This window comes from Inquilinus ginsengisoli, from assembly GCF_050434925.1.
GTDB classification, from domain to species: Bacteria; Pseudomonadota; Alphaproteobacteria; order DSM-16000; family Inquilinaceae; genus Inquilinus; species Inquilinus ginsengisoli_B.
Map to the genome: position 1 here is coordinate 7,138,007 of NZ_JBNDJK010000001.1, position 18,827 is coordinate 7,156,833.

Consider the following 18,827-nt stretch of genomic DNA (forward strand, 5'->3'; position numbering starts at 1 on the left):
CGCGACATCCTGCCGATACGATCGCCGAATATCTTGCGCCTCGACTGGCCGCCGGACCGGACGGCCCGATCCTGAAGGGGGAACCCATGGCTGTCTTCACTGGCGACGAAACCGACAATACCATCAGCGGCTCGATCTTCGACGACTCGATCTCCGGACTCGGCGGCAACGACCAGCTCTTCGGCGATGCCGGGGGCGATTTCATCTATGCCGGCGCGGGCAACGACACCGCCAATGGCGGTGCGGACAACGACTTCGTCGACGGCAGCGACGGCGATGATGTCGTCAACGGCGACGCTGGCGGCGATACCCTCAAGGGCGGTACAGGCGCCGACACGCTGAACGGCGGCGACGGCCTGGATGTCCTGGAGGGCGGCGACGGCGCCGACACGCTGAACGGCGGCGAAGGTCTCGACACCGCCACCTATGCCCTCAGCTCGGCCGCCGTGATCGTGGCGATCGGCGGAATCGGGATCGGCGGCGAGGCCCAGGGCGACATCGTCGGCACGGATATTGAGAACCTCGAGGGCAGCAACGGCTACAACGACGTCCTGACCGGCTCGGCCGCCGCCAACGGGCTGTCCGGGTCGGCCGGCGACGACGTCCTGATCGGGCTCGCCGGCGCCGATATATTGGTCGGCGGCATCGGGAACGACACGGTGGTGGGTGGCGCCGACAACGACCTCTTGATTGGCGAGACCGGTGACGACGTGCTGCGGGGCGACGACGGAGCCGACAGCATGAGCGGCGGCGAAGGTGACGATATCGTGCAAGGCGGCGCCGGTGCCGACACCCTGAGCGGCGGCCTCGGCATCGACACTCTGAGTTTTATCGACAGCGCCGCTGGCGTGACAGCCGACCTGTTCTTGATCGCCCTATCCGGCAGCACCACGGTCGCGGACGATGTGGTCACTTCCGATTTCGAGAACATCCACGGTTCCGCTGTCGGCGGTGACACCCTGACCGGGGACGGCTTCGCCAATTGGCTGGTCGGCAATGGTGGCAACGATGCCTTGAGCGGAGTCGGCGGGGCGGATGTGCTGCTGGGGGGTGACGGCCAGGACGTGCTGAAGGGCGGAACCGGCGCGGATCTGCTCGACGGCGGCGCCGGCATCGACACGACGAGCTATGCCTTCGGCCTCGGTGCCGTCTGGGTCGATCTTTCCCTGGCCCTGGCTGCCGGCGGCGACGCGCAGGGCGACACCCTGCAGGGCATCGAGAACCTCGAAGGCGGCTACGGCAATGACGTCCTCGGCGGCGACGGGCTGGCCAACACCCTCGCGGGCGGTGCCGGCTTCGACGCGCTCTACGGCCATGGCGGCAACGACCTCCTCCGCGGCGGCCTCGACGGCGACACGCTCGATGGCGGCGCCGGTGTCGATACCGCCTCCTATTTCGACAGCGGCCTGGGCATGACGGCCAACCTGGCCATCGGGACCGGTGCGGGCGGCGATGCCCAGGGCGACGTCTATTTCGGCGTCGAGAACGTCAACGGCAGCCAGTTCGGCGACAGCTTGACCGGCAATGCCGGCGCCAACGCGCTGGCCGGGTTCGGCGGCAACGACTTGCTCCGTGGCGGCGCCGGCGCGGATGCGCTCGACGGCGGCGTCGGCATCGACCTCGCCTCCTATTTCGACAGCGCCACCGGCGTGACCGTCAATCTGAGCACCGGGATCGGGACCGGCGGCGACGCCCAGGGCGACACCTATGCCGGCATCGAGAACGTCAACGGTAGCCAGCTCGGCGACACCCTGACCGGCAATGCCGGCGCCAACGCGCTGGCCGGATATGGCGGCGACGACACCCTCGTCGGCGGCGCCGGCGCCGATGCGCTCGACGGCGGCAACAACGTCGACACCGTCTCCTATGCCGGCAGCGTCGCGGCTGTCACCGTCAACCTGGCCACCGGCGGGACCGGCGGCGACGCCCAGGGCGACACCTACGCGAACATCGAGAACGTCACCGGCTCGTCCGGCGCCGACACCCTCACCGGCAACGGCGCGGCGAACGCCCTGAACGGCGGGGCGGGCAAGGACACGATGACCGGCCTGGGCGGCGCCGACCGCTTCGTGTTCAGCTCCGCGGCACACAGCGTGGTCGGGGCCGATGCCGACCGGATCACCGATTTCAGCCATGCCCAGGCGGATCGGATCGACCTGTCGGCGATCGACGCCAACACCGGCGCCGCCGGAGAGCAGGCCTTCAGCTTCATCGGCGCCGGCCTGTACACCGGCGTCGCGGGGCAACTCCGGTACTCCGTGGTCGGCAGCACCACCACCATCGCCGGCGACCTCAACGGCGACGGCGCCTCCGACTTCCACATCGTCCTGACCGGCGGCATCGCCCTGGTCGCGGCCGACTTCGTGCTGTAGGGCATCGCCGGCACTTGCAAGACGGGGGCGCGGGCGGCCGACCAAGCCGCCCGCGCCCATCATCACTCAAAGCTAAAATCAACATTTTCAGACAAATTAAAAACAACTGCTTTATTGTAATTCTCTCAATAGAACTTCGACATGCGCCAATTCCTCCGATATATCGTCTAAGATGATTCGATTATCAGAGTATTTCTCGTCACGTGTTTGGCTTGATATCCCATAGCGATCCGATAGCCGGGCCGGCCGGACCCCATGGGTCTCGGCGATGCGACGCATTTCGCGCCGGGCCTGGGCATCCGGACAGGTGGGATCGAAGCGACGGACCCAGAGACAGACAGGAGGCCAGGAGGATGCTGCACGGTGCAGGGAAACGGCGTGCCGGATGGGGCGCGGGCGCGGTTCTTTCGGCTTTGCTGGCGATCGGGTGCGCAGCCCCGGCGCTGGCGCAGACGCTGCCGCTCCCTCCAGGCGACGTGCTGTCCGGCCTCGTCTACCGCCGGGACGGATCCTCGGTCCCCTCGGTCAGAACCGGCGCCGACGCCAACGCCTATATCTTCAGCACCGCGCCGACCGAATCCTTCGTGAACTCGGCCCCGGCGGCGGTGGTGCGGACCACGGCCGACACGCAGTATGTCCGCGTCTACACCGAAGGCACCACCCGGCCGGTCGGCGGCTTCATCGCCGGCTCCGACACGGTGCGCGGGATGACGGCGGCGGAGATCAAGGACCGGCTCGCCCTGCCCTATCTGCCGGATTCGCTGACCATCGTCCGCGTGCCGGCGGGAACCTGCATCCTGACCGGAAACGGAGCGCCGATCCTGGGCAACTTCCCCGCCAATCCCCCGTCGATCCCGGTCGGCGGTCCCTGGGGCGGCGGCGGCACGGCGCAGGGCCTGCTGATCGGGCGCACCGACGATCCGAACTGCGCCAACCCGCAGTTCCTGCCGTCCGATGCCTACACCAACCGGCAGCTGATCGGGGACAAGGCGCTGGCCTATGTGCCGCGGGCCGGCGGCGGCAATGCCGGCGCGATCGCCAAGGCGCTGGACCGCGCCACGCCGCCGCAGCTGTTCGGCGACATGGACCACGTCTACAACAGCCTCGACCTGCTGAACTATGGCGACGACGACCCGCTGCGGTCGGCGCTGCAGCAGCTGAGCGGCGAGATCTACGCCGACCTGCCTTCAGTCGAGATCGCCGGCGCCCAGGCCTTCCTGACCGTGCTGCAGCAGCAGATGCGCCAGTCCCGAGCTGGCGGCGGCCCGACGGCCGGCGGGTTTGCTGCCGCAGGGCCCGCCGGACCCGGCACGACGAATGCCTGGGTCGCCGGGCTGGGCAATTTCGGCCGGCTGTCGGGCGACGGCGACACGCACGACGTCGATTTCGACATCCTCGGCGTCGCCATCGGCTTCGACCATCGCCTGGACGACGCCCTCGCCGTCGGCGGCGCGCTGGCCCTGTCGTCCAGCAGCTTCGACACCCGGAAGCTGTCGGGCGACGGCGACCTGACCACCGTCTCCGTCGGCTTTTATGCCAGCTATTCGCCCGCCGCCTGGTATGTCGACGGCGCGCTGGGCTACGCCCATGGCTGGGGTTCGGTCAGCCGGACGATCTCCTTCCCCGGCCTCGACCGCTTCGCCGCCGCCGACACGGACTCGAACCTGTTCCTGTCCGGCATCGAGACGGGCTACCGCCTGGCGCTGGGCGACAGCACCGACCTCACGCCCTTCGCGGCGTTCCAGACCATCGTCGTCGGGCAGGATGAGATCACCGAGACCGGGGCCGGCGCCGTCAATCTCCAGATCGGCGGCCAGACCGTCACCTCGGCCCAGGGCATGCTGGGCGCGGAGCTGGCCCATCGCTTCGATCTCGGCCTGGGCGCCCCGCTCGGCCTGTCGCTGCGGGCGGCGTGGAGCCACGATGTCGGCGACACGGACCGGTCCTTCGACGGGCGGTTCGAGGGCTCGGACGCGGAGTTCACCGTGGACGGCGCCCGAGCCCCGCGCGACCAGGCCAGGATCGGCGTCGGCGTCACCCTCGCGGCACAGGCGGTGAACCTGTTCCTGCGCTACGACGGCAGCTTCGCCGACGGCTATCGCAGCCAGGCCGCCACCGGCGGCCTGCGCGTCAGCTTCTGAGCCTCTGTCCAGGAACTACCTCGCCTAGAGGGGCAGCTCCTGGCCGGCCTGCTCGCGGACGATGTATTCGGCGTACCAGTCCGGCCAGTTGGCGTCGTGCTGCCCGCCGTTCCGCTTCTCGTGCTCGCCATGCGCCGCCGCCGCGCGGCGGAGCGTGGCCGCGAGATCGCGGGACGAGCCGAAGGTCGTGTCCCCCGCGACGCGCCCGGGCAGCCGCGCGGTGACCTCCTGCAACAGCCAGCCATTGCCGTCCGGATCGCTGAACGAGGCGAAGGAGGTGTAGCTGCGCCGCTCCGGATCCGGACCGCTGAGGCGGCCGGTCCGGCCGGCCTGGTGGAACACGCCGCCGGCATCGTGGAAGACCTCGACCTCGACGCCGCGGGCGACCAGGTCGGCGCGTGCCGCCTCGATGTCCGAGACGACGAGGTACAGCCCCTGGGCCGAGCCGGGCGCGGCCGAGGTGACGCCCTTGCCGAAGATCACCGAGGCCGGCGAACCCGGCGGCGTGAACTGGAGGACGCGGAAGCCGTCGTCACGGGCGAAATCGGCGTCGAGCCGCCAGCCCAGACCGCTATAGAAGCGCTTGGCGCGATCGACGTCGGACACCGGGATGACGGCGATCTCGAGCTTGAAGTCGACCGGCCGTGCGGCCGGGGTCACGGTTTCGTTCTGGGTCTGGGTGCTGCTCATGTCGAACTCCTAAAGTTGGGTGGGTCGAGACGGCGACGCGCTCGTGTCAGGGCAGCCGGCGCAACGGCCGGAACGCGGCTCGGACCTCGGCGGAGAACAGCTCCGGCTGCTCCCAGGCGGCGAAGTGTCCGCCTTGGCCGACCTCGTGGAAATACGTCAGGTTGGGGTAGGCGCGGCGGGCCCAGCTCTCCGGGGCAAGATAGGTCTCGCCCGGGAACACCGTGACCGCCACCGGCAGCGCGATCTCGGCGGTCTTCTCCGCGGCCGCGGACACGACGCTGCGGCCGCCGACCTCCCAGTACAGCCGCGCCGCCGAGGTCGCGGTGTTGGTCAGCCAGTACAAGGTGATGTCGTCCAGCACCTCGTCCGGCGACTTTTCGGGATCGCTGCCGTCCCAGGTCCAGGACGAGAAGCCCGGATGGCCGAGCAGGAACGCCGCCAGGCCGGAAGGGGAATCCGCCAGGCCGTAGCCGATCGTCTGCGGCCGGGTGCCCATGATCGTGGCGTAGGACCGGTTGCCCTTCTTCGCTGCGGTGCTGAGCGCGTCGAACGCCGCGCGCTCCTTGTCGGACAGGCCGGCGGGCGCAGACCCGCCTTCGGCCAGCACCTTGATGATCTCCGGCGGCACTGTCGCCGGCAGGTTGATGTGGATGCCCAGCAGCCCCGCCGGCGCCAGGCGCGCCATGGCGCTGGAGACCGGGGAGCCCCAGTCGCCGCCCTGGGCGACGTAGCGGGTATAGCCCAGGCGCTGCATCAGCACCGCCCAGGTCCGGGCGATGCGGTCGGGACCCCAGCCGGTGTCGGTCGGCCGGCCGGAGAAGCCGTAGCCCGGCATCGACGGGATCACCACGTCGAAGGCGTCCGCGGCGGACCCGCCATGGGCAGTCGGGTCCATCAATGGGCCCACGATCTTGAGCTGCTCGAACACCGATCCCGGCCAGCCATGGGTGATGATCACCGGCAGGGCGCCGGGATGCTTCGAGCGGACATGGATGAAGTGGATGTCGAGGCCGTCGATCGTGGTGATGAACTGCGGCAGGGCGTTCAGCGTCGCTTCCGCGCGCCGCCAGTCGTAGCCGGTGCCCCAATGCTCGACCAGCGGCCGCAGCTTGGCCAGCGGGATGCCCTGCGACGGGTCCGTCTCCTGGTCCGGCCAGCGCGTCGCGGCGATGCGCCGGCGCAGCTCGACGAGGTCGGCCTCGGCGATGTCGACGCGGAACGGTCGGATGGCGTCGCCCGTGGCCGCGGCGGCCGGATAGGCCGGAAGCAGGCTGGCGGCGCCCACGACGGCGATGCCCATTGCGACGGTGCTGAGGAATCGGCGGCGGTCGTGATCGATCGTTTCGCCGTTGGCTGTTCCGCGCATCGACGATCTCCTTTCATGGATGGAACGACGATTGGCTGACACGGAATGTAAGCAGCGGCCGGATATTCGCCCGTTAGCTGCTGTGAGGCGCTGTTGGCTGTTGCCAGCACTATGCGCGCCGCGAGACTTTTCAAGCCGACTGTTTCAGGACTGCAGAGACCCTGCTGTACAAGGCGGCGCCGATTTCTGACGGTCGATGATTGAATGAAGGAGCCGACCGCATGACCACTTTCGACATCGATCACCTGCGTTCCTGGATCGGGCGTGAGGAGGTGGCGGAGGACATCGTCACCGCCGATCTCGTCCGCAAGTTCCGGGCGACGCTGGATCTTCTCGGCGATCCGCCGCAGGAGGGGAAGGCCGTGCCCCGCCTCATCCATTTCTGCCTGGCCCAGCCCGCCGCGCCGACCGCTTCGCTCGGCCCGGACGGCCATCCGCAGCGCGGCGGCTTCCTGCCGCCGGTGCCGCTGCCGCGCCGGATGTGGGCCGGCGGCAGCGTGACCTTCCACGGCGAGCTGCGGGTCGGTGACAGCGTCCGGCGCGTCTCCCGCATCGGCAATGTCATGGCCAAGGAGGGCCGCACCGGGCTGCTGTGCTTCGTCACCGTCGATCACAGCATCGAGGTGGATGGGCTTTCCTTGCTGCAGGAACGGCAGGACCTGGTCTATCGCGGCCTCGACGGCGGCGCGGCGAAGGCAGCCCCGGCCCCGGCCGAGCCCGGCCAGCACCGGCGCCGGGTCGATGCGTCCCCGCTCCTGCTGTTCCGCTATTCCGCCCTGACCTTCAACGGCCACCGCATCCATTACGACCGGCGCTATGCCAACGAGGTCGAAGGCTATCCCGGGCTCGTGGTCCACGGGCCGCTGCAGGCGACATTGCTGCTGCATTTCGCGGCGGAGATCCGCGGCACGCCGCCGGCGCGGTTCGACTTCCGCAGCCTGTCGCCGCTGTTCGACGACGACACCGTCATCCTGCACGCCAAGGAGAACGGCGACAGGCTGACGCTGTGGACGGCCCGGGAGAACGGCCCGGTGGCGATGACGGCGGAGGCCGGCTGGGCCTGAGCCTTCCGCAAAGCGGTTCATCCCGATCGGGCGGCTGTGGTTCAATCGACCGGCATCTGCAAACGATTCGCGCCGTCACCGGCGCGGAAGAGAAGGAGACAATGTCCGACATCGACGGCAATACGATCGACATCCTGAAGATCATCGCTGTCTTTTTACTCGTCTTCGCCAACGGGTTTTTCGTCGCCGCCGAATTCTCCCTCGTCGCCATCCGGCGGAGCCGCGTGACCGAGCTGGTGGCCCAGCGCCGCGCCAATGCCGGCGCGCTGAAGAGGGCGGTCGATCGCCTCGACTCCCACCTCGCCGCGACCCAGCTCGGCATCACCATCTCGTCCCTGGCGCTGGGCTGGATCGGGGAGCCCGCGCTGGCCCACCTGATCGAGCCGCTGCTGCAAGGACTGCCCGCCTCGATCGCCGAATCCGGTTCCCACGCCATCGCGGTGGCGATCGCCTTCTTCATCATCACCGCGCTCCACATCGTGCTCGGCGAACTGGCGCCGAAGAGCCTGGCGCTCCAGCGCAGCGAGGTCACGGCCCTCTGGGTCGTGCGGCCGCTCTCGGTGTTCCTGTTCCTGTTCCGCCCGGCTATCCTGTTCCTGAACGGGCTCGGCAACGGCGTGCTGCGCCTGGCCGGGCTGCAGCCCGGCACCGGCGAGGAGATGCTGCACTCGCCGGAGGAGCTGAGGCTCATCGTCGCCCAGAGCCGGGAGGCGGGCCTGCTGGATCCGGCGCAGCAGGAATATGCCGACCGGATCCTCAGCATCGGCACGCGGCGCGTCCGGGACATCATGACCTCCCGGCCCGAAGTGGAGTGGATTGATGCCGACGACAGCCGGGAGGAGATCCTCAAGACCATCCGGGCCTGCCGTCACGAGCAGCTCCTGGTCAGCCGTGGCAGCATCGACGAGATCGTCGGCGTCGTGCGCAAGCAGGACCTGCTCGACCAGGTGATCGACGGTCAGCCGCTCGACCCGCTGAGCACCATTCGGGATGTCGTGGCGCTGCACGAGGCGACGCCGGTGCTGAAGGTCATGGAGCAGTTCAAGTCCAAGCCGGTCCGTCTGGCGGTGGTGATGGACGAATACGGCACCCTCGAAGGGATCGTCACCCAGACCGATCTGCTCGAGGCCATTGCGGGTGAGATCCCCGAGGCGGGCGAGGAACCGGGCATCGTGATGCGCGCGGACGGCTCATACCTGATCGACGGCCTGACCTCGGCCGCCGAGGCCTTCGATCGGCTGCACATCCGGCGCTGGCCGGAGGACCGCGACTTCAACACGGTCGCCGGATTTGCATTGCACCAGTTCGGCCGGCTCCCGGCCGCGGGCGATCGTTTCAGCTGGGAGGGATGGCGCTTCGAGGTCGTGGATATGGATGGACGCCGCGTGGACAAGCTGCTGGCGTCGGCCGAGGCTGACCGGAAGCAGCCTGCATCCGGCTAGGCGGCGGCCGGACGGTCTTTTCCCAAACCAAGGTATAGGTCGCCCCAACCAATGCCCAGCACCGGAGACGCCTATGGGCAATAGGGCGGACGCGGCTTCAGCCTTAGCCTTCATGACGACAGGGAGCGATCGCAGAGCCTGGGCCTGCGCACCTCCCGGTCTCCGAGCTTCGATGCCGAAATTCGGAAATGGAGTGGAGGCAGATCATGCGGCACGCCCAAGGAACCGGCACCCCCCTCCCGCGTCCGACCCCTGCGGCGGCAACAGGGGTCACGGCGGCCATTTGCGGTTTCGCCATTCTGTCCCTGGTCGCGGTGCTGGGCTTCTCGCTTGCGTCCGATGCAGCGGACGGGACGGGGGACGAAGCCCCCGTCCATCTTCTCACCCGTCCGGTGGCCATCGCGACGGCCGGGCCCTTCGATGGACCGGGCTGCATCGCGATGGCTGCCTCCCGGCCTGTCGAAGCCCGCTGAGTTCGGCTGGTGTCTCTCAGCCCTGCTGATGGACCAGGCCAGACGATGCCGACGCGAGCTCCCGCAGCCAGACGCCGGCGGCCGTGACATCGGCCTGCGACAGGCCATGGCCGGACGGCAGGACGCGGTGCCGGACAACGGCCCCGGCCTCCCTGAGCAGCCCGGCGAGGCGCGCCGCATTGTCGGCCGGCACGATCGGATCCAACTGACCCGACAGCAGCAGCACCGGCTTGCCCCGCAGCTCCGCAGCCGGAGGATCGGCGAGAGGCACCATCGCCCTGAGCAGGATGGCGCCGGCCAGAGCCTCCGGCCGCAGTTGCAGCATGGCGGTGGCGATGTTGGCCCCGTTCGAGAAGCCGAGCGCCACCGGGGCCGGCAGGCCATAGGCCGCGCGAGCCTCGGCGACGAAATCCGCGAGCTCATGCGCCCGGGCCTGGACGTCCTCTTCGTCGAACACGCCCTCCCGCAGCCGGCGGAAGAAGCGCGGCATGCCGCCTTCCAGCACCTTGCCGCGCGGCGACAGCAGCGCTGAGCCCGGGGCGACGGCACGCCCCAGCGGCAGCAGGTCGGCCTCGTCGCCGCCCGTGCCGTGCAGCAGCAGGAGCGGCGGCGAGCCCGGCTCCGTGCCGGGCTCGAACCGATGGATGAATGACTGGGTCATCGCGCAGCTCCGATGTCTGGCGGGAAGAGGACCGGACGCCGCGGGGGCGTCCGGCAAAGGCTGATCTCTGGATGTCAGGCGACGTCCGGCAGGACCCGCTCGATCTCGGCGCGATGCGGCTCCAGGAAGCGCGGCAGCTTCAGCGCCTGGCCGAGCGTGGCCGCCGGCTCATCGACCGCGAAGCCCGGAATGTCGGTAGCGATCTCGAACAGGACACGCCCCGGCTCGCGGAAATAGACCGAGCGGAAATAGGCGCGGTCCTTCTGCTCGGTGGTGATGAGCCGGTGGTTGTCGGCCAGCCGCTTCACCATCTCGGCCTGGGCCGCGTCATCCGCGGCACGGAAGGCGATGTGGTGCACCGACCCCGCGCCGGGCCGGCTGGGCAGGGCCCCGCCCGCCGCCTGCAGATCGACGATGCCGCCGATCGCGGTGTCGTCGGCCCGGTAGCGGACCACGGCCCCTTCCCGCCCGATCTCGGTGAAGCCGAGCACGTCGTCGAGAACCGCGCCGGTCGCAGCCGTGTCCTCGAGCAGCAGGCTGACGCTGTGGAAGCCGCGGATCGCATGCTCCGCGGGAACCTCGCCGCCGGCCCAGCCGGGCTCAGTCCCGATCCCCGGCACCGCGACCAGAGCCAGGCGCATGCCGTCTGGATCCTTGAAGGCCAGTACGGTCTCGCCGAAGCGCTGCTCGACGGCTTGGTGCGGCACGCCCTTCTCGACGAAGCGCTGGCCCCAGTAGCCGATCGCCCCCTCCGGCACGCGGAACACCGTCTCCTGTGTCTCGCCACTGCCGAGGCGCCCCGGCGCGACATGGGCCCAGGGGAAGAAGGTCAGGATGGTGCCGGGCTGGCCGGCCTCGTCGCCATAGTAGAGGTGATAGGTGCCGGGATCGTCGAAATTGACCGTCTTCTTCACCAGACGCAGCCCGAGCACCCGCGTGTAGAAGTCGAGGTTGCGCCGGGCGGGTCCCGCGATCGCCGTGACGTGATGAATGCCGTTGCTGCGCATGATGTGTCTCCGGTTGCGAGCCCCGACGGCTCGCTCGTGACCTTCAGATAATACCGATCATGGTCCGGGCCGATGGCCAACCGCTTGCGTCCATGCAAGGATACGAGTGCATTTCGGCAATCATCCTTGCATCAGGGAAAAGGATCGGCCTGACTGGAGGCTGTTCACGACGCGCAGGATCGAGGATATGGGCGAGCCCTTCGGCAACATCTCCTGGGACGATTTCCGCCTGATCAAGGCGATTGCCGACGGCCGAGGCCTGCCCGGTGCCGCCGCCCAGCTCGGCCTCAACCACTCCACGGTGTTCCGTCGCCTCGGGCAGGTCGAACAGGCTCTCGGCGCGACGCTGTTCGAGCGGCATCGCACCGGCTATGGCCTTACCGCGGTCGGCGAGGAGATGGTGGAGCTGGCGACCCGCCTCGACGACGGCATCACCGGCTTTACCCGCAAGGTCGCGGGCCGAACCATCTCGCCGGCCGGCGAGTTGCGGGTCACCACCAACGATTCCCTGCTGATCCACCTGCTGACCCCACTGTTCGCGAGGTTCCAGCACGAATGCCCCGATGTGCGGCTGGACGTCGTGCTCAGCAACGAGCCCCTGAACCTGTCCAAGCGCGACGCCGACGTCGCGATCCGGGCCACGGACAACCCACCCGAAACGCTGGTGGGTCGGCGGGTCGCCCGCATCGCCTGGGCGCTGTACGGGCGGGCGGCGGATTTCCCGCGGCCCGAGCGCCCTGCCCCGCGCGACCTGGCCGATCGGCCATGGGTGTCGCTCGGCGACAATCTGGCGGCGCTCAAGGCGGTGCGCTTCGTCCGGCAGCACGTCGCGCCGGAGCGGATCGTGTACCGGATCAACACGGTCCTCGGCCTGGCCGAGGCGGTCGAGGGCGGGATCGGCATCGGCCACCTGCCCTGCTTCATCGGCGATGTCCGCCCGACGCTGGCCCGCCTGGCCGCACCCGACCCGGATTTCGCGGCGGATCTCTGGCTGCTGACGCATCCCGACCTGCGCCAGTCGGCCCGGGTGCGGGTGTTCCTCGACTACCTGGCGGGCGAAATCGGCAAGTCGCGGCCTCTGTTCGAAGGCGACCGGCCCGTCGCAGCGATTCCGGCAGCGGAGACGGCGGCCGCCCGGTGATCGGGACAGCGCCGCCGCGGGAAGATGTTCAGCGTGGGGTTATCGGTAGGTCTCTCTCAGGACGAAGCTGGTTGAGCGGGCGTCTGCCGTCGCCCAGAGGGTCAGGAGCACGCCAAGAGCTGCTGGGAGGGTGACGGCCGGAAAGTCGCGGATCAGCACCGACGGCCCGCAGATGCCGACGGCGACCTCCCAATAGTGGAACAGGGCGTGGCCGCCCAGCCAGAGCGTGGGGGCCGCCCAGGAGATGACGCGGTAGCGCGGCTCCATGACACCGACCAGGTAGGCGGTGCCGACGAACAGGAAAATCAGGCCGATATCGCGGATGAAGTGCTGGTTGAACGGACCGGTGTCGGTCACGCCGGGCACCGCAAAGTACCAGGCGTCCGGCGACACCAGCATGAAGACGCCGTTCGCCAGGGCCAGGAACCCCATCAGCACGGCCACGCCGATGCAGAGTGTCTTCAGCATTGATGGATCCTCTCGAATGCCGCGGATTGTTGCCGCCGGCTACTTCTTCGGCGGCGGAGGAACATTGGCGAGCCACCAGTCGATGGTGGTGGAGCCGAGGCGGGCATCCGGGCCGGGCATGAGCGACCGGTCATCCACCCTGATGCCGTAATACGACGCCGCCGGATCCGTGATCACCGGGCGCGGATCCTTGTCGAAGGCCAGGACCTTGGCGATCATGTCGTCGAGATGGACCGGGACGGGCCCGGCGACCTCCCGCATCCCGTTCATCGGCGCGGCCAGCGCCGCCTCGGCCACCGCGGCCGCGACGTCCTGCGCCGCCATCGGCTGGAACAGCGTGTGCGGCAGGCGCACGGCGCCATCCACCATGGAGATATCCGCGATGGTGCGGATGAACTCGAAGAACTGGCAGGCGCGGACCAGGGTGTAGGGGATCGGCGACGCCTTGATCAGGCTCTCCTGCGCCAGCTTGGCGCGGAAATAGCCGCTGTCCAGCAGCCGCTCGGTGCCGACGACCGACAGCGCGACGTGATGCCGGACGCCGGCCTTCACCTCCGCCGCGGTGATGTTGCGGCCGGCGGTCTGAAAGAACTCCATTGCCGGCCCCGCCTCGAAGGACGGGGCGTTGGCCAGGTCGACGACGACATCGGCGCCCATCAATGCCTCGTCCAGCCCCTTGCCGGTGATGGTGTCGACGCCGGTGCTCGGCGCGGCGGCCAGGGCCTGGTGGCCTCTCTGGGTCAGCCTGGCGACGACCTTCGAACCGATCAGGCCGGTCCCGCCGATGACGACGATCTTCATGAATTCACCTCTCGCGAACGGGGCACCGGGCGCCGCCTTTGCGTCACGGCCAGCGCCTGGAAACGAGAGGAATGATCGTGGATTTCACGACCCCTCCACCATTGTGCCGGCCGGTAGTCCGGTACACCGAAGGATGGGATATCCTGTCCTTTGGGAGAGGTCAGCTCGGATCGGGTTCGGCTGGGAGCCAGAGCCGGAAGCACGCACCGCCTTCGGGGCGGTTCGAGGCGGCGATGCCGCCGCCATGCGCGGTCATGATCGACTGGCAGATGGCGAGGCCGAGGCCCATCCCCTCCTCCTTGGTGGTGAAGAAGCCTTCGAAGATGCGGTCGAGATCGTCTTCCGGGATGCCGGGCCCGTTGTCCCGGATGACGAAGACGACCTCGCCGCCGGCGCCGAGCCCGGTGCTCAGCTCGACCCGGCCGTCCTTGGCCTGGCCGATGGCCTGGACGCCGTTGACCAGCAGGTTGACGACCACCTGCTGCAGCTGGACCCGGTCCCCGATCACGCGGGGCAGGCCGAGCCCGAGCCTGGTCGACAACCGGATCGAACGGGCATCGATGTCATGGCGCAGGAACAACAGCCCCTCGTCGACCACCTCGTTGAGGTCCAGGGGCAGGCGTTCCGGCGCGTGTTTCGCCGTCATCGCCCGGATGCGGTGGACGATCTCGTTGGCGTGGCGGGCGCTGGCCACGATCCGGGACGTCAGCTGGACCACCTTCGCCAGGTTCGGCTCGTCGCGCGACAGCCAGCGCAGGCTGGTCTCCGCATTGGTGAAGATGGCGGCGAGCGGCTGGTTCACCTCATGCGCGATCGAGGTGGCGAGCTCGCCGAGGGTCGAGATGCGGGCGGCACGTGTGAAATCGGCCTGAAGCTGGCGCAGCTGCGCTTCGGTGCGGAGCCGGTCGGTCAGGTCTTCCAGGCCGACGACCGTCACATCCAACTGCTCCGGCGGCGTCGGAAAGGTGACCGCGATCCGCACGTCCAGCAACCGGCCGTCGAACGTGCGCAGCTTCATCACCTCGGCGTGACTGCGGCGCCCGTCGAAATGCGCGATCACGACCCGCCGGGCAGTCTCGGGCGAGGCCTTGAACAGGCATTCCACCGGGCCAATGAGATCCGTCGGACTCCCCGCGCCGAACAGCCGTGCCGCGGCCGGGTTGGCCTCGGTGATCCGCACGCTCTGCTCGGCCGTGGCGATCAGCTCCGGATGGGCATCGAGGTATGACTCGATATCGAGGACGCCGTCCGCCCTCAGCCGCGCGAACACCCGGCCCATCATCCTGGCATCGACCCGGAGAAGCGGGTTGGGCATGTGGTGGATGAGCTTGCGATAACGTTCCTCGCTCGCCCGCAGCGACCAGTAGGAACGGCGGTCGTTCACCACGCCCTTCACGGCCACAAACACCCTGTCGGCGCCGCTCTCCTGCGAACGCCACACCGTCAACACGGGATTCTGCAGCAGCAGCGAGCTGATCTCGCGCGTCCTCGTCACGTCAGGGGTCCGGTTGGCCGCAACGGTGGCGATCAGCTCGGCGAGGTCGGGCTGACTCTCGGGCGGCCAGAAATCCGAGATCGGCCGGCCGAGCATCTCGTTGCGACCCGCAAAGCCCCCCACCAGACGCTCGGCCCACTCATTGAGGTCCACGACGCGCGAGCCCCCCAGCACCTCCGCCACCCAGTTCGCAGGGTGCAATTCGCCGTCCGACGAGCCGGCGTTGATGAGCATCCGGGCGCCTGCCGTGTCGAGCTCCCAATACGGCGACTCGCGGTACGGCGCGTCCGGTTCCGGCATGGTCCTGCAGTCAGGCTCGCCGGCCGAAGGAAGCATCTCGTCCATGTCAACCTCCGGGTGAATCGTCTCCGTTGACCTGTTCGCCGGGCTCTTCGTCCCGGCCCAGAGCCGACCGCAGGTGATCGAGCAGCGTGCTGTCATCAACCGGCTTCGCCAGATAGGCGCAGGCTCCGCCCGCCAGCGCCCGCGCCCGCCCCGCCGGATCGGGGGCGGCGGTGATCATGACCACGGGCATGGCCGAGCCGAGGGCCCTCACCCGGCGCTGCAGATCGATGCCATCCATCCCCGGCATCCTGACGTCGGTGATCAGGCAGTCGAACCGTCCGGGCGCGAGGTCCGCGAGGAAGGCGGCCGCGCAATCGAACGCCTCGGTCGAGAAGCCCATCACCTGAACGAGCTCACACAGCGCGTCGCGCATGGCTTCGTCATCATCGACGATCGCAATAACTGGCAGCTTGGACAAGCGATCGGCCTCTATCGACGCGGTTCGACGGCCATGTCACGCCATCCGCAGCCGGTTTATAACTATCCCGTGGTCTAGGTCGGATCTTCGCCGCGAAGCTCGGCGGGAAGGGCTTCCCACGCCCGGATGAGCTCGCCGACCGACATGGCATGCATCTTTCTCATCACGTTGCTGCGATGCAGCTTGACCGTGACCTCGCTGATGCCGAGGTCGAAGGCGATCTGCTTGTTGAAGCGTCCCAGCGCCACGGCATGCAGCACCTGGCGCTCGCGCCGGGTCAGGCTCTTGTAGTGATCGACATGCTGCCGGGCGACCCGGGCCTTGGCCCGCTGCGTGACGTCGCGTTCGATGCCGGCGGTGACGGCGTCCAGCAAGGTCTGGTCGCGCACCGGTTTGGTCAGGAAATCGATGGCGCCGGCCTTCATCGCCTGGACCGTCATCGGAATATCGCCATGGCCGGTCAGGAACACGATCGGCTTGTTCTTGCCGGTCGAGGCGAGCTGCTGCTGCAGGTCGAGGCCGCTGGTTCCGGGCAGGCGTACGTCGAGGACGAGGCATCCGGAACGGTCCGGCAGCGTCGTGTCCAGCAGCTCGCGCGCCGAGGCAAAGCCGGCGGCGTCGAGGCCGACCGAGAACATGAGCTCCTGGAGCGCGGAGCGGACCGCCTCGTCGTCATCGACGATCAGCACCAATGGACGCTCGGATGTTGCGGCGACCGTGTTCATGAGCGAATCCGATCTATGAGGCGGTTGAAGCAACCCCGGATCTGCGGCCGCGGCCGTCGACCCGGCGGTCGATCCACTCCTGCAGGTCGTTCGAGAATTCCGGCGGTGCCTTGCGGTAGACGGCCGTCGCGATATCGGCCAGGGACTGGGCGGCCAGCGAGTCCCGCATCGCCTTCTCGGCCCGCAGCATCACGGCATGGATCGAGCAGGTGCCGGCCATCGCCCAGCCGGGCGGGCTGTCCCCGAACACGGCGCAGCGGCCGCGGATCTCCTGGCAATCGAACAGCGGCTTGCGGCCCTCGATCGCATCCACGATCGAGAGGACGTTGATGTCCTCCGGCTTCTTGGCGAGCACGTAGCCGCCGCGCACGCCTTCCGTCGCCCGGACGATCCCGGCCTTCTCCAGCTTGGCGAAGATCTTGGCGAGAAAGGTCGGCGACAGGCCCTGCAGATCGGCGAGGTCACGGCAGCTCAGCGGGGTCTCGCCCTTGTCGATGAGCCAGAGCAGGCAATGCATGCCGTATTCGACGCTGACGGTGACGTGGGCCATAACTCGGACTCTAACAATCCGAGTAGCGAGCCGCAACGGCAAACACGGACAGATTCAGTCCAAGTTCGTGTCGAACGCCCGCATCGGAACGAATGGCAACCGGCGTGGGCAGCCGCGTGGGCGTCAGCCGGCCGATCTCTTGCGGAAGACGGTGTGGATGGCTCCCAGGAAGAAATGATGGCTCCGGCCATGCGTCAGCCCCGCGCCGGCATGCGCCTGGGCTTTCTCGGCGCGCGCGGACAGGCTGAAGGCGAGATCCTCCGCCAGCGCCGGGCGGTTCCCGATCAGCGGCCCGAAGGCTGCCTGATCGATCTCGTAGACGGTCACGCGGGTGAGGGCTTCCAGCGTGCAGGCCTCCGCCATGCCGGCCAGCAGCCCGGTCTCGCCGAAGAAATCGCCCGGCGCGAGCCGGCCGGCTTCCCTGCCGTCGCGGTGCATGACGACGATGCCGGCGCGGACGATCATCAACGAGGACAGCGCCTCGCCCTCACGGATGATCACGTCGCCCTTGCGGTACTCCCGCGTGACGGCCGTGTCGGCGAGCGCCCGCTTTTCCTCATAGGCGAGTGCGGCGAAGATCGGCATCGCCTCGATCAGCTCCGCCGGCGAGACCTGCGGCGGACGCGCCGTCTCCTCCGTTGGCAGCTCCTGGGGGGCGATCACGGCATTCGGCGGCAGCGCCAGCAGCAGCCCGGCCGCCTTGCAATGGCGGTAGACGAGGTCGAGGACCTCGTTCTTGGCCTTTGTCCGCTGCGCCGGGTTGGCCACCCGGAAGTTCAGCTCGAGCTCCAACGCAGTCGCGTCCAGCCCCCTCAACGCAACTGTCGGCGGCGGCTCCTTCAGGGTCGATTCCGAGCTGAGAAGGGCCGATTGCATCACATCCGCGATGATCACCGGCATCCGCGTCGGGGCGACACGCAGGATGAGCGACACCGAATGCGTCTCGTCGGGGCGGCTGACATTGGTCAGGCCGAGCCCGGCGAGGACGCTGTTCGGCAGCACGACGATGTTGTTCGAGCCGGTCAGAAGATGGGTTGAGCGCCAGGTGCTCTCGACCACCCGCCCCTCCGTCCCGTCGCTGAGCACGATCCAGTCGCCGATCGCGAAGGGCCGGCCCAGCGTCATCGCGACGCCCGAGAACACGTCGCCCAGCGTGTTCTGCAGGGCGAGGCCCAGGATGATGGCGACGACACCGGAGGTGGCGACCAGGGTGCCGATCGGGATGCCGAAGACGAAGGCCAGGATCGACAGGGCCACGCCGAGATAGACGGTGCCGACGATGAGATCCTGCAGCAGCCGCGCCTCGCGGGGATGCCGGTCGAGGACAAGGTAGATGCGGATGAAGCCAATGATCGCCCAGGCCAGATGCACCCACCACAGCAGCCGGGCCGAGACAACGAGGAGAGCGCCGTCCTCCGCAGTCCGATGCCCTTCCAGGATGAAGGGGGAGATGTTGCTGTGCAGGAGGATCGCGGTCATCACCGCGAAGAACCCGATCTGCACCACGAGCCGGGTGGTCGATCGCTGCCTCGGTATCAGATGCCACACCAGGATCCCGGCGAGCCCGACCAGATCGAGATGCGCGAGCGGGGACGCCAGCAGTGCCGAGGCGGACATCTGATCCATCGCATGTCCTGTTCCGGCCAGCGACGGAAGAGCGGGATGCTC

General features: G+C 68.6%; 16 protein-coding genes. 5 read left to right on the forward strand and 11 right to left on the reverse strand.

The window, feature by feature from the left end; genetic code table 11:
- Positions 1–86 precede the first annotated feature (86 nt).
- Positions 87–2,372, forward strand: a complete 2,286-nt coding sequence (locus QFZ27_RS33570) for a beta strand repeat-containing protein (RefSeq protein ID WP_429230807.1) — start codon at positions 87–89, stop codon at positions 2,370–2,372.
- A 353-nt stretch (positions 2,373–2,725) separates the two neighbouring features.
- The gene (locus QFZ27_RS33575) at positions 2,726–4,513 is read left to right on the forward strand and encodes an autotransporter domain-containing protein (RefSeq protein WP_429230808.1); all 1,788 of its coding nucleotides are present in this window, start codon (positions 2,726–2,728) and stop codon (positions 4,511–4,513) included.
- 24 nt (positions 4,514–4,537) lie between these two features.
- Here QFZ27_RS33575 and QFZ27_RS33580 read toward each other — a convergent pair whose 3' ends face one another.
- Positions 4,538–5,203 (reverse strand): VOC family protein, encoded by a 666-nt coding sequence (locus QFZ27_RS33580; protein ID WP_429230809.1) that lies wholly within the window; start codon positions 5,201–5,203, stop codon positions 4,538–4,540.
- Between the two features lie 46 nt (positions 5,204–5,249).
- A complete protein-coding gene (locus tag QFZ27_RS33585; protein ID WP_429230810.1) occupies positions 5,250–6,569 on the reverse strand; it encodes an epoxide hydrolase family protein in 1,320 nt (439 codons plus the stop codon).
- Positions 6,570–6,790: 221 nt separating this feature from the next.
- On the opposite strand from QFZ27_RS33585, the gene QFZ27_RS33590 reads away from it, so the two are divergent.
- Positions 6,791–7,633, forward strand: coding sequence for an HTD2 family dehydratase (locus QFZ27_RS33590; RefSeq protein WP_429230811.1), 843 nt, complete (start codon positions 6,791–6,793; stop codon positions 7,631–7,633).
- 101 nt (positions 7,634–7,734) lie between these two features.
- Positions 7,735–9,075, forward strand: a complete 1,341-nt coding sequence (locus QFZ27_RS33595) for a hemolysin family protein (RefSeq protein ID WP_429230812.1) — start codon at positions 7,735–7,737, stop codon at positions 9,073–9,075.
- 489 nt (positions 9,076–9,564) lie between these two features.
- On the opposite strand, the gene QFZ27_RS33600 is transcribed toward QFZ27_RS33595, so the two are convergent.
- Both QFZ27_RS33600 and QFZ27_RS33605 read right to left on the reverse strand, forming a co-directional pair.
- Positions 9,565–10,209 (reverse strand): alpha/beta hydrolase, encoded by a 645-nt coding sequence (locus QFZ27_RS33600; protein ID WP_429230813.1) that lies wholly within the window; start codon positions 10,207–10,209, stop codon positions 9,565–9,567.
- A 74-nt stretch (positions 10,210–10,283) separates the two neighbouring features.
- Positions 10,284–11,216 carry a ring-cleaving dioxygenase gene (locus QFZ27_RS33605; protein ID WP_429230814.1) on the reverse strand — a complete coding sequence of 311 codons (933 nt, stop codon included), beginning with the start codon at positions 11,214–11,216 and terminating at the stop codon, positions 10,284–10,286.
- A gap of 187 nt (positions 11,217–11,403) precedes the next feature.
- Between QFZ27_RS33605 and QFZ27_RS33610 the strand changes: the two genes are divergently transcribed.
- Positions 11,404–12,357, forward strand: coding sequence for a LysR family transcriptional regulator (locus QFZ27_RS33610; RefSeq protein ID WP_429230815.1), 954 nt, complete (start codon positions 11,404–11,406; stop codon positions 12,355–12,357).
- Between the two features lie 39 nt (positions 12,358–12,396).
- On the opposite strand, the gene QFZ27_RS33615 is transcribed toward QFZ27_RS33610, so the two are convergent.
- From QFZ27_RS33615 to QFZ27_RS33645, 7 genes are all read right to left on the reverse strand, one after another.
- The gene (locus QFZ27_RS33615; RefSeq protein ID WP_429230816.1) at positions 12,397–12,825 is read right to left on the reverse strand and encodes a hypothetical protein; all 429 of its coding nucleotides are present in this window, start codon (positions 12,823–12,825) and stop codon (positions 12,397–12,399) included.
- 39 nt (positions 12,826–12,864) lie between these two features.
- Positions 12,865–13,626 (reverse strand): SDR family oxidoreductase, encoded by a 762-nt coding sequence (locus QFZ27_RS33620; protein ID WP_429230817.1) that lies wholly within the window; start codon positions 13,624–13,626, stop codon positions 12,865–12,867.
- Positions 13,627–13,786: 160 nt separating this feature from the next.
- A complete protein-coding gene (locus QFZ27_RS33625) occupies positions 13,787–15,466 on the reverse strand; it encodes a sensor histidine kinase (RefSeq protein WP_429230818.1) in 1,680 nt (559 codons plus the stop codon).
- 1 nt (position 15,467) lies between these two features.
- On the reverse strand, positions 15,468–15,884 hold the full coding sequence (locus QFZ27_RS33630) for a response regulator transcription factor (protein ID WP_429230819.1): 417 nt from the start codon (positions 15,882–15,884) through the stop codon (positions 15,468–15,470).
- A 74-nt stretch (positions 15,885–15,958) separates the two neighbouring features.
- On the reverse strand, positions 15,959–16,609 hold the full coding sequence (locus QFZ27_RS33635) for a response regulator transcription factor (RefSeq protein WP_429230820.1): 651 nt from the start codon (positions 16,607–16,609) through the stop codon (positions 15,959–15,961).
- A gap of 13 nt (positions 16,610–16,622) precedes the next feature.
- On the reverse strand, positions 16,623–17,159 hold the full coding sequence (locus QFZ27_RS33640) for an RrF2 family transcriptional regulator (protein ID WP_429230821.1): 537 nt from the start codon (positions 17,157–17,159) through the stop codon (positions 16,623–16,625).
- A 123-nt stretch (positions 17,160–17,282) separates the two neighbouring features.
- Positions 17,283–18,785, reverse strand: a complete 1,503-nt coding sequence (locus QFZ27_RS33645; protein WP_429230822.1) for a mechanosensitive ion channel family protein — start codon at positions 18,783–18,785, stop codon at positions 17,283–17,285.
- Between the last annotated feature and the right edge of the window lie 42 nt (positions 18,786–18,827).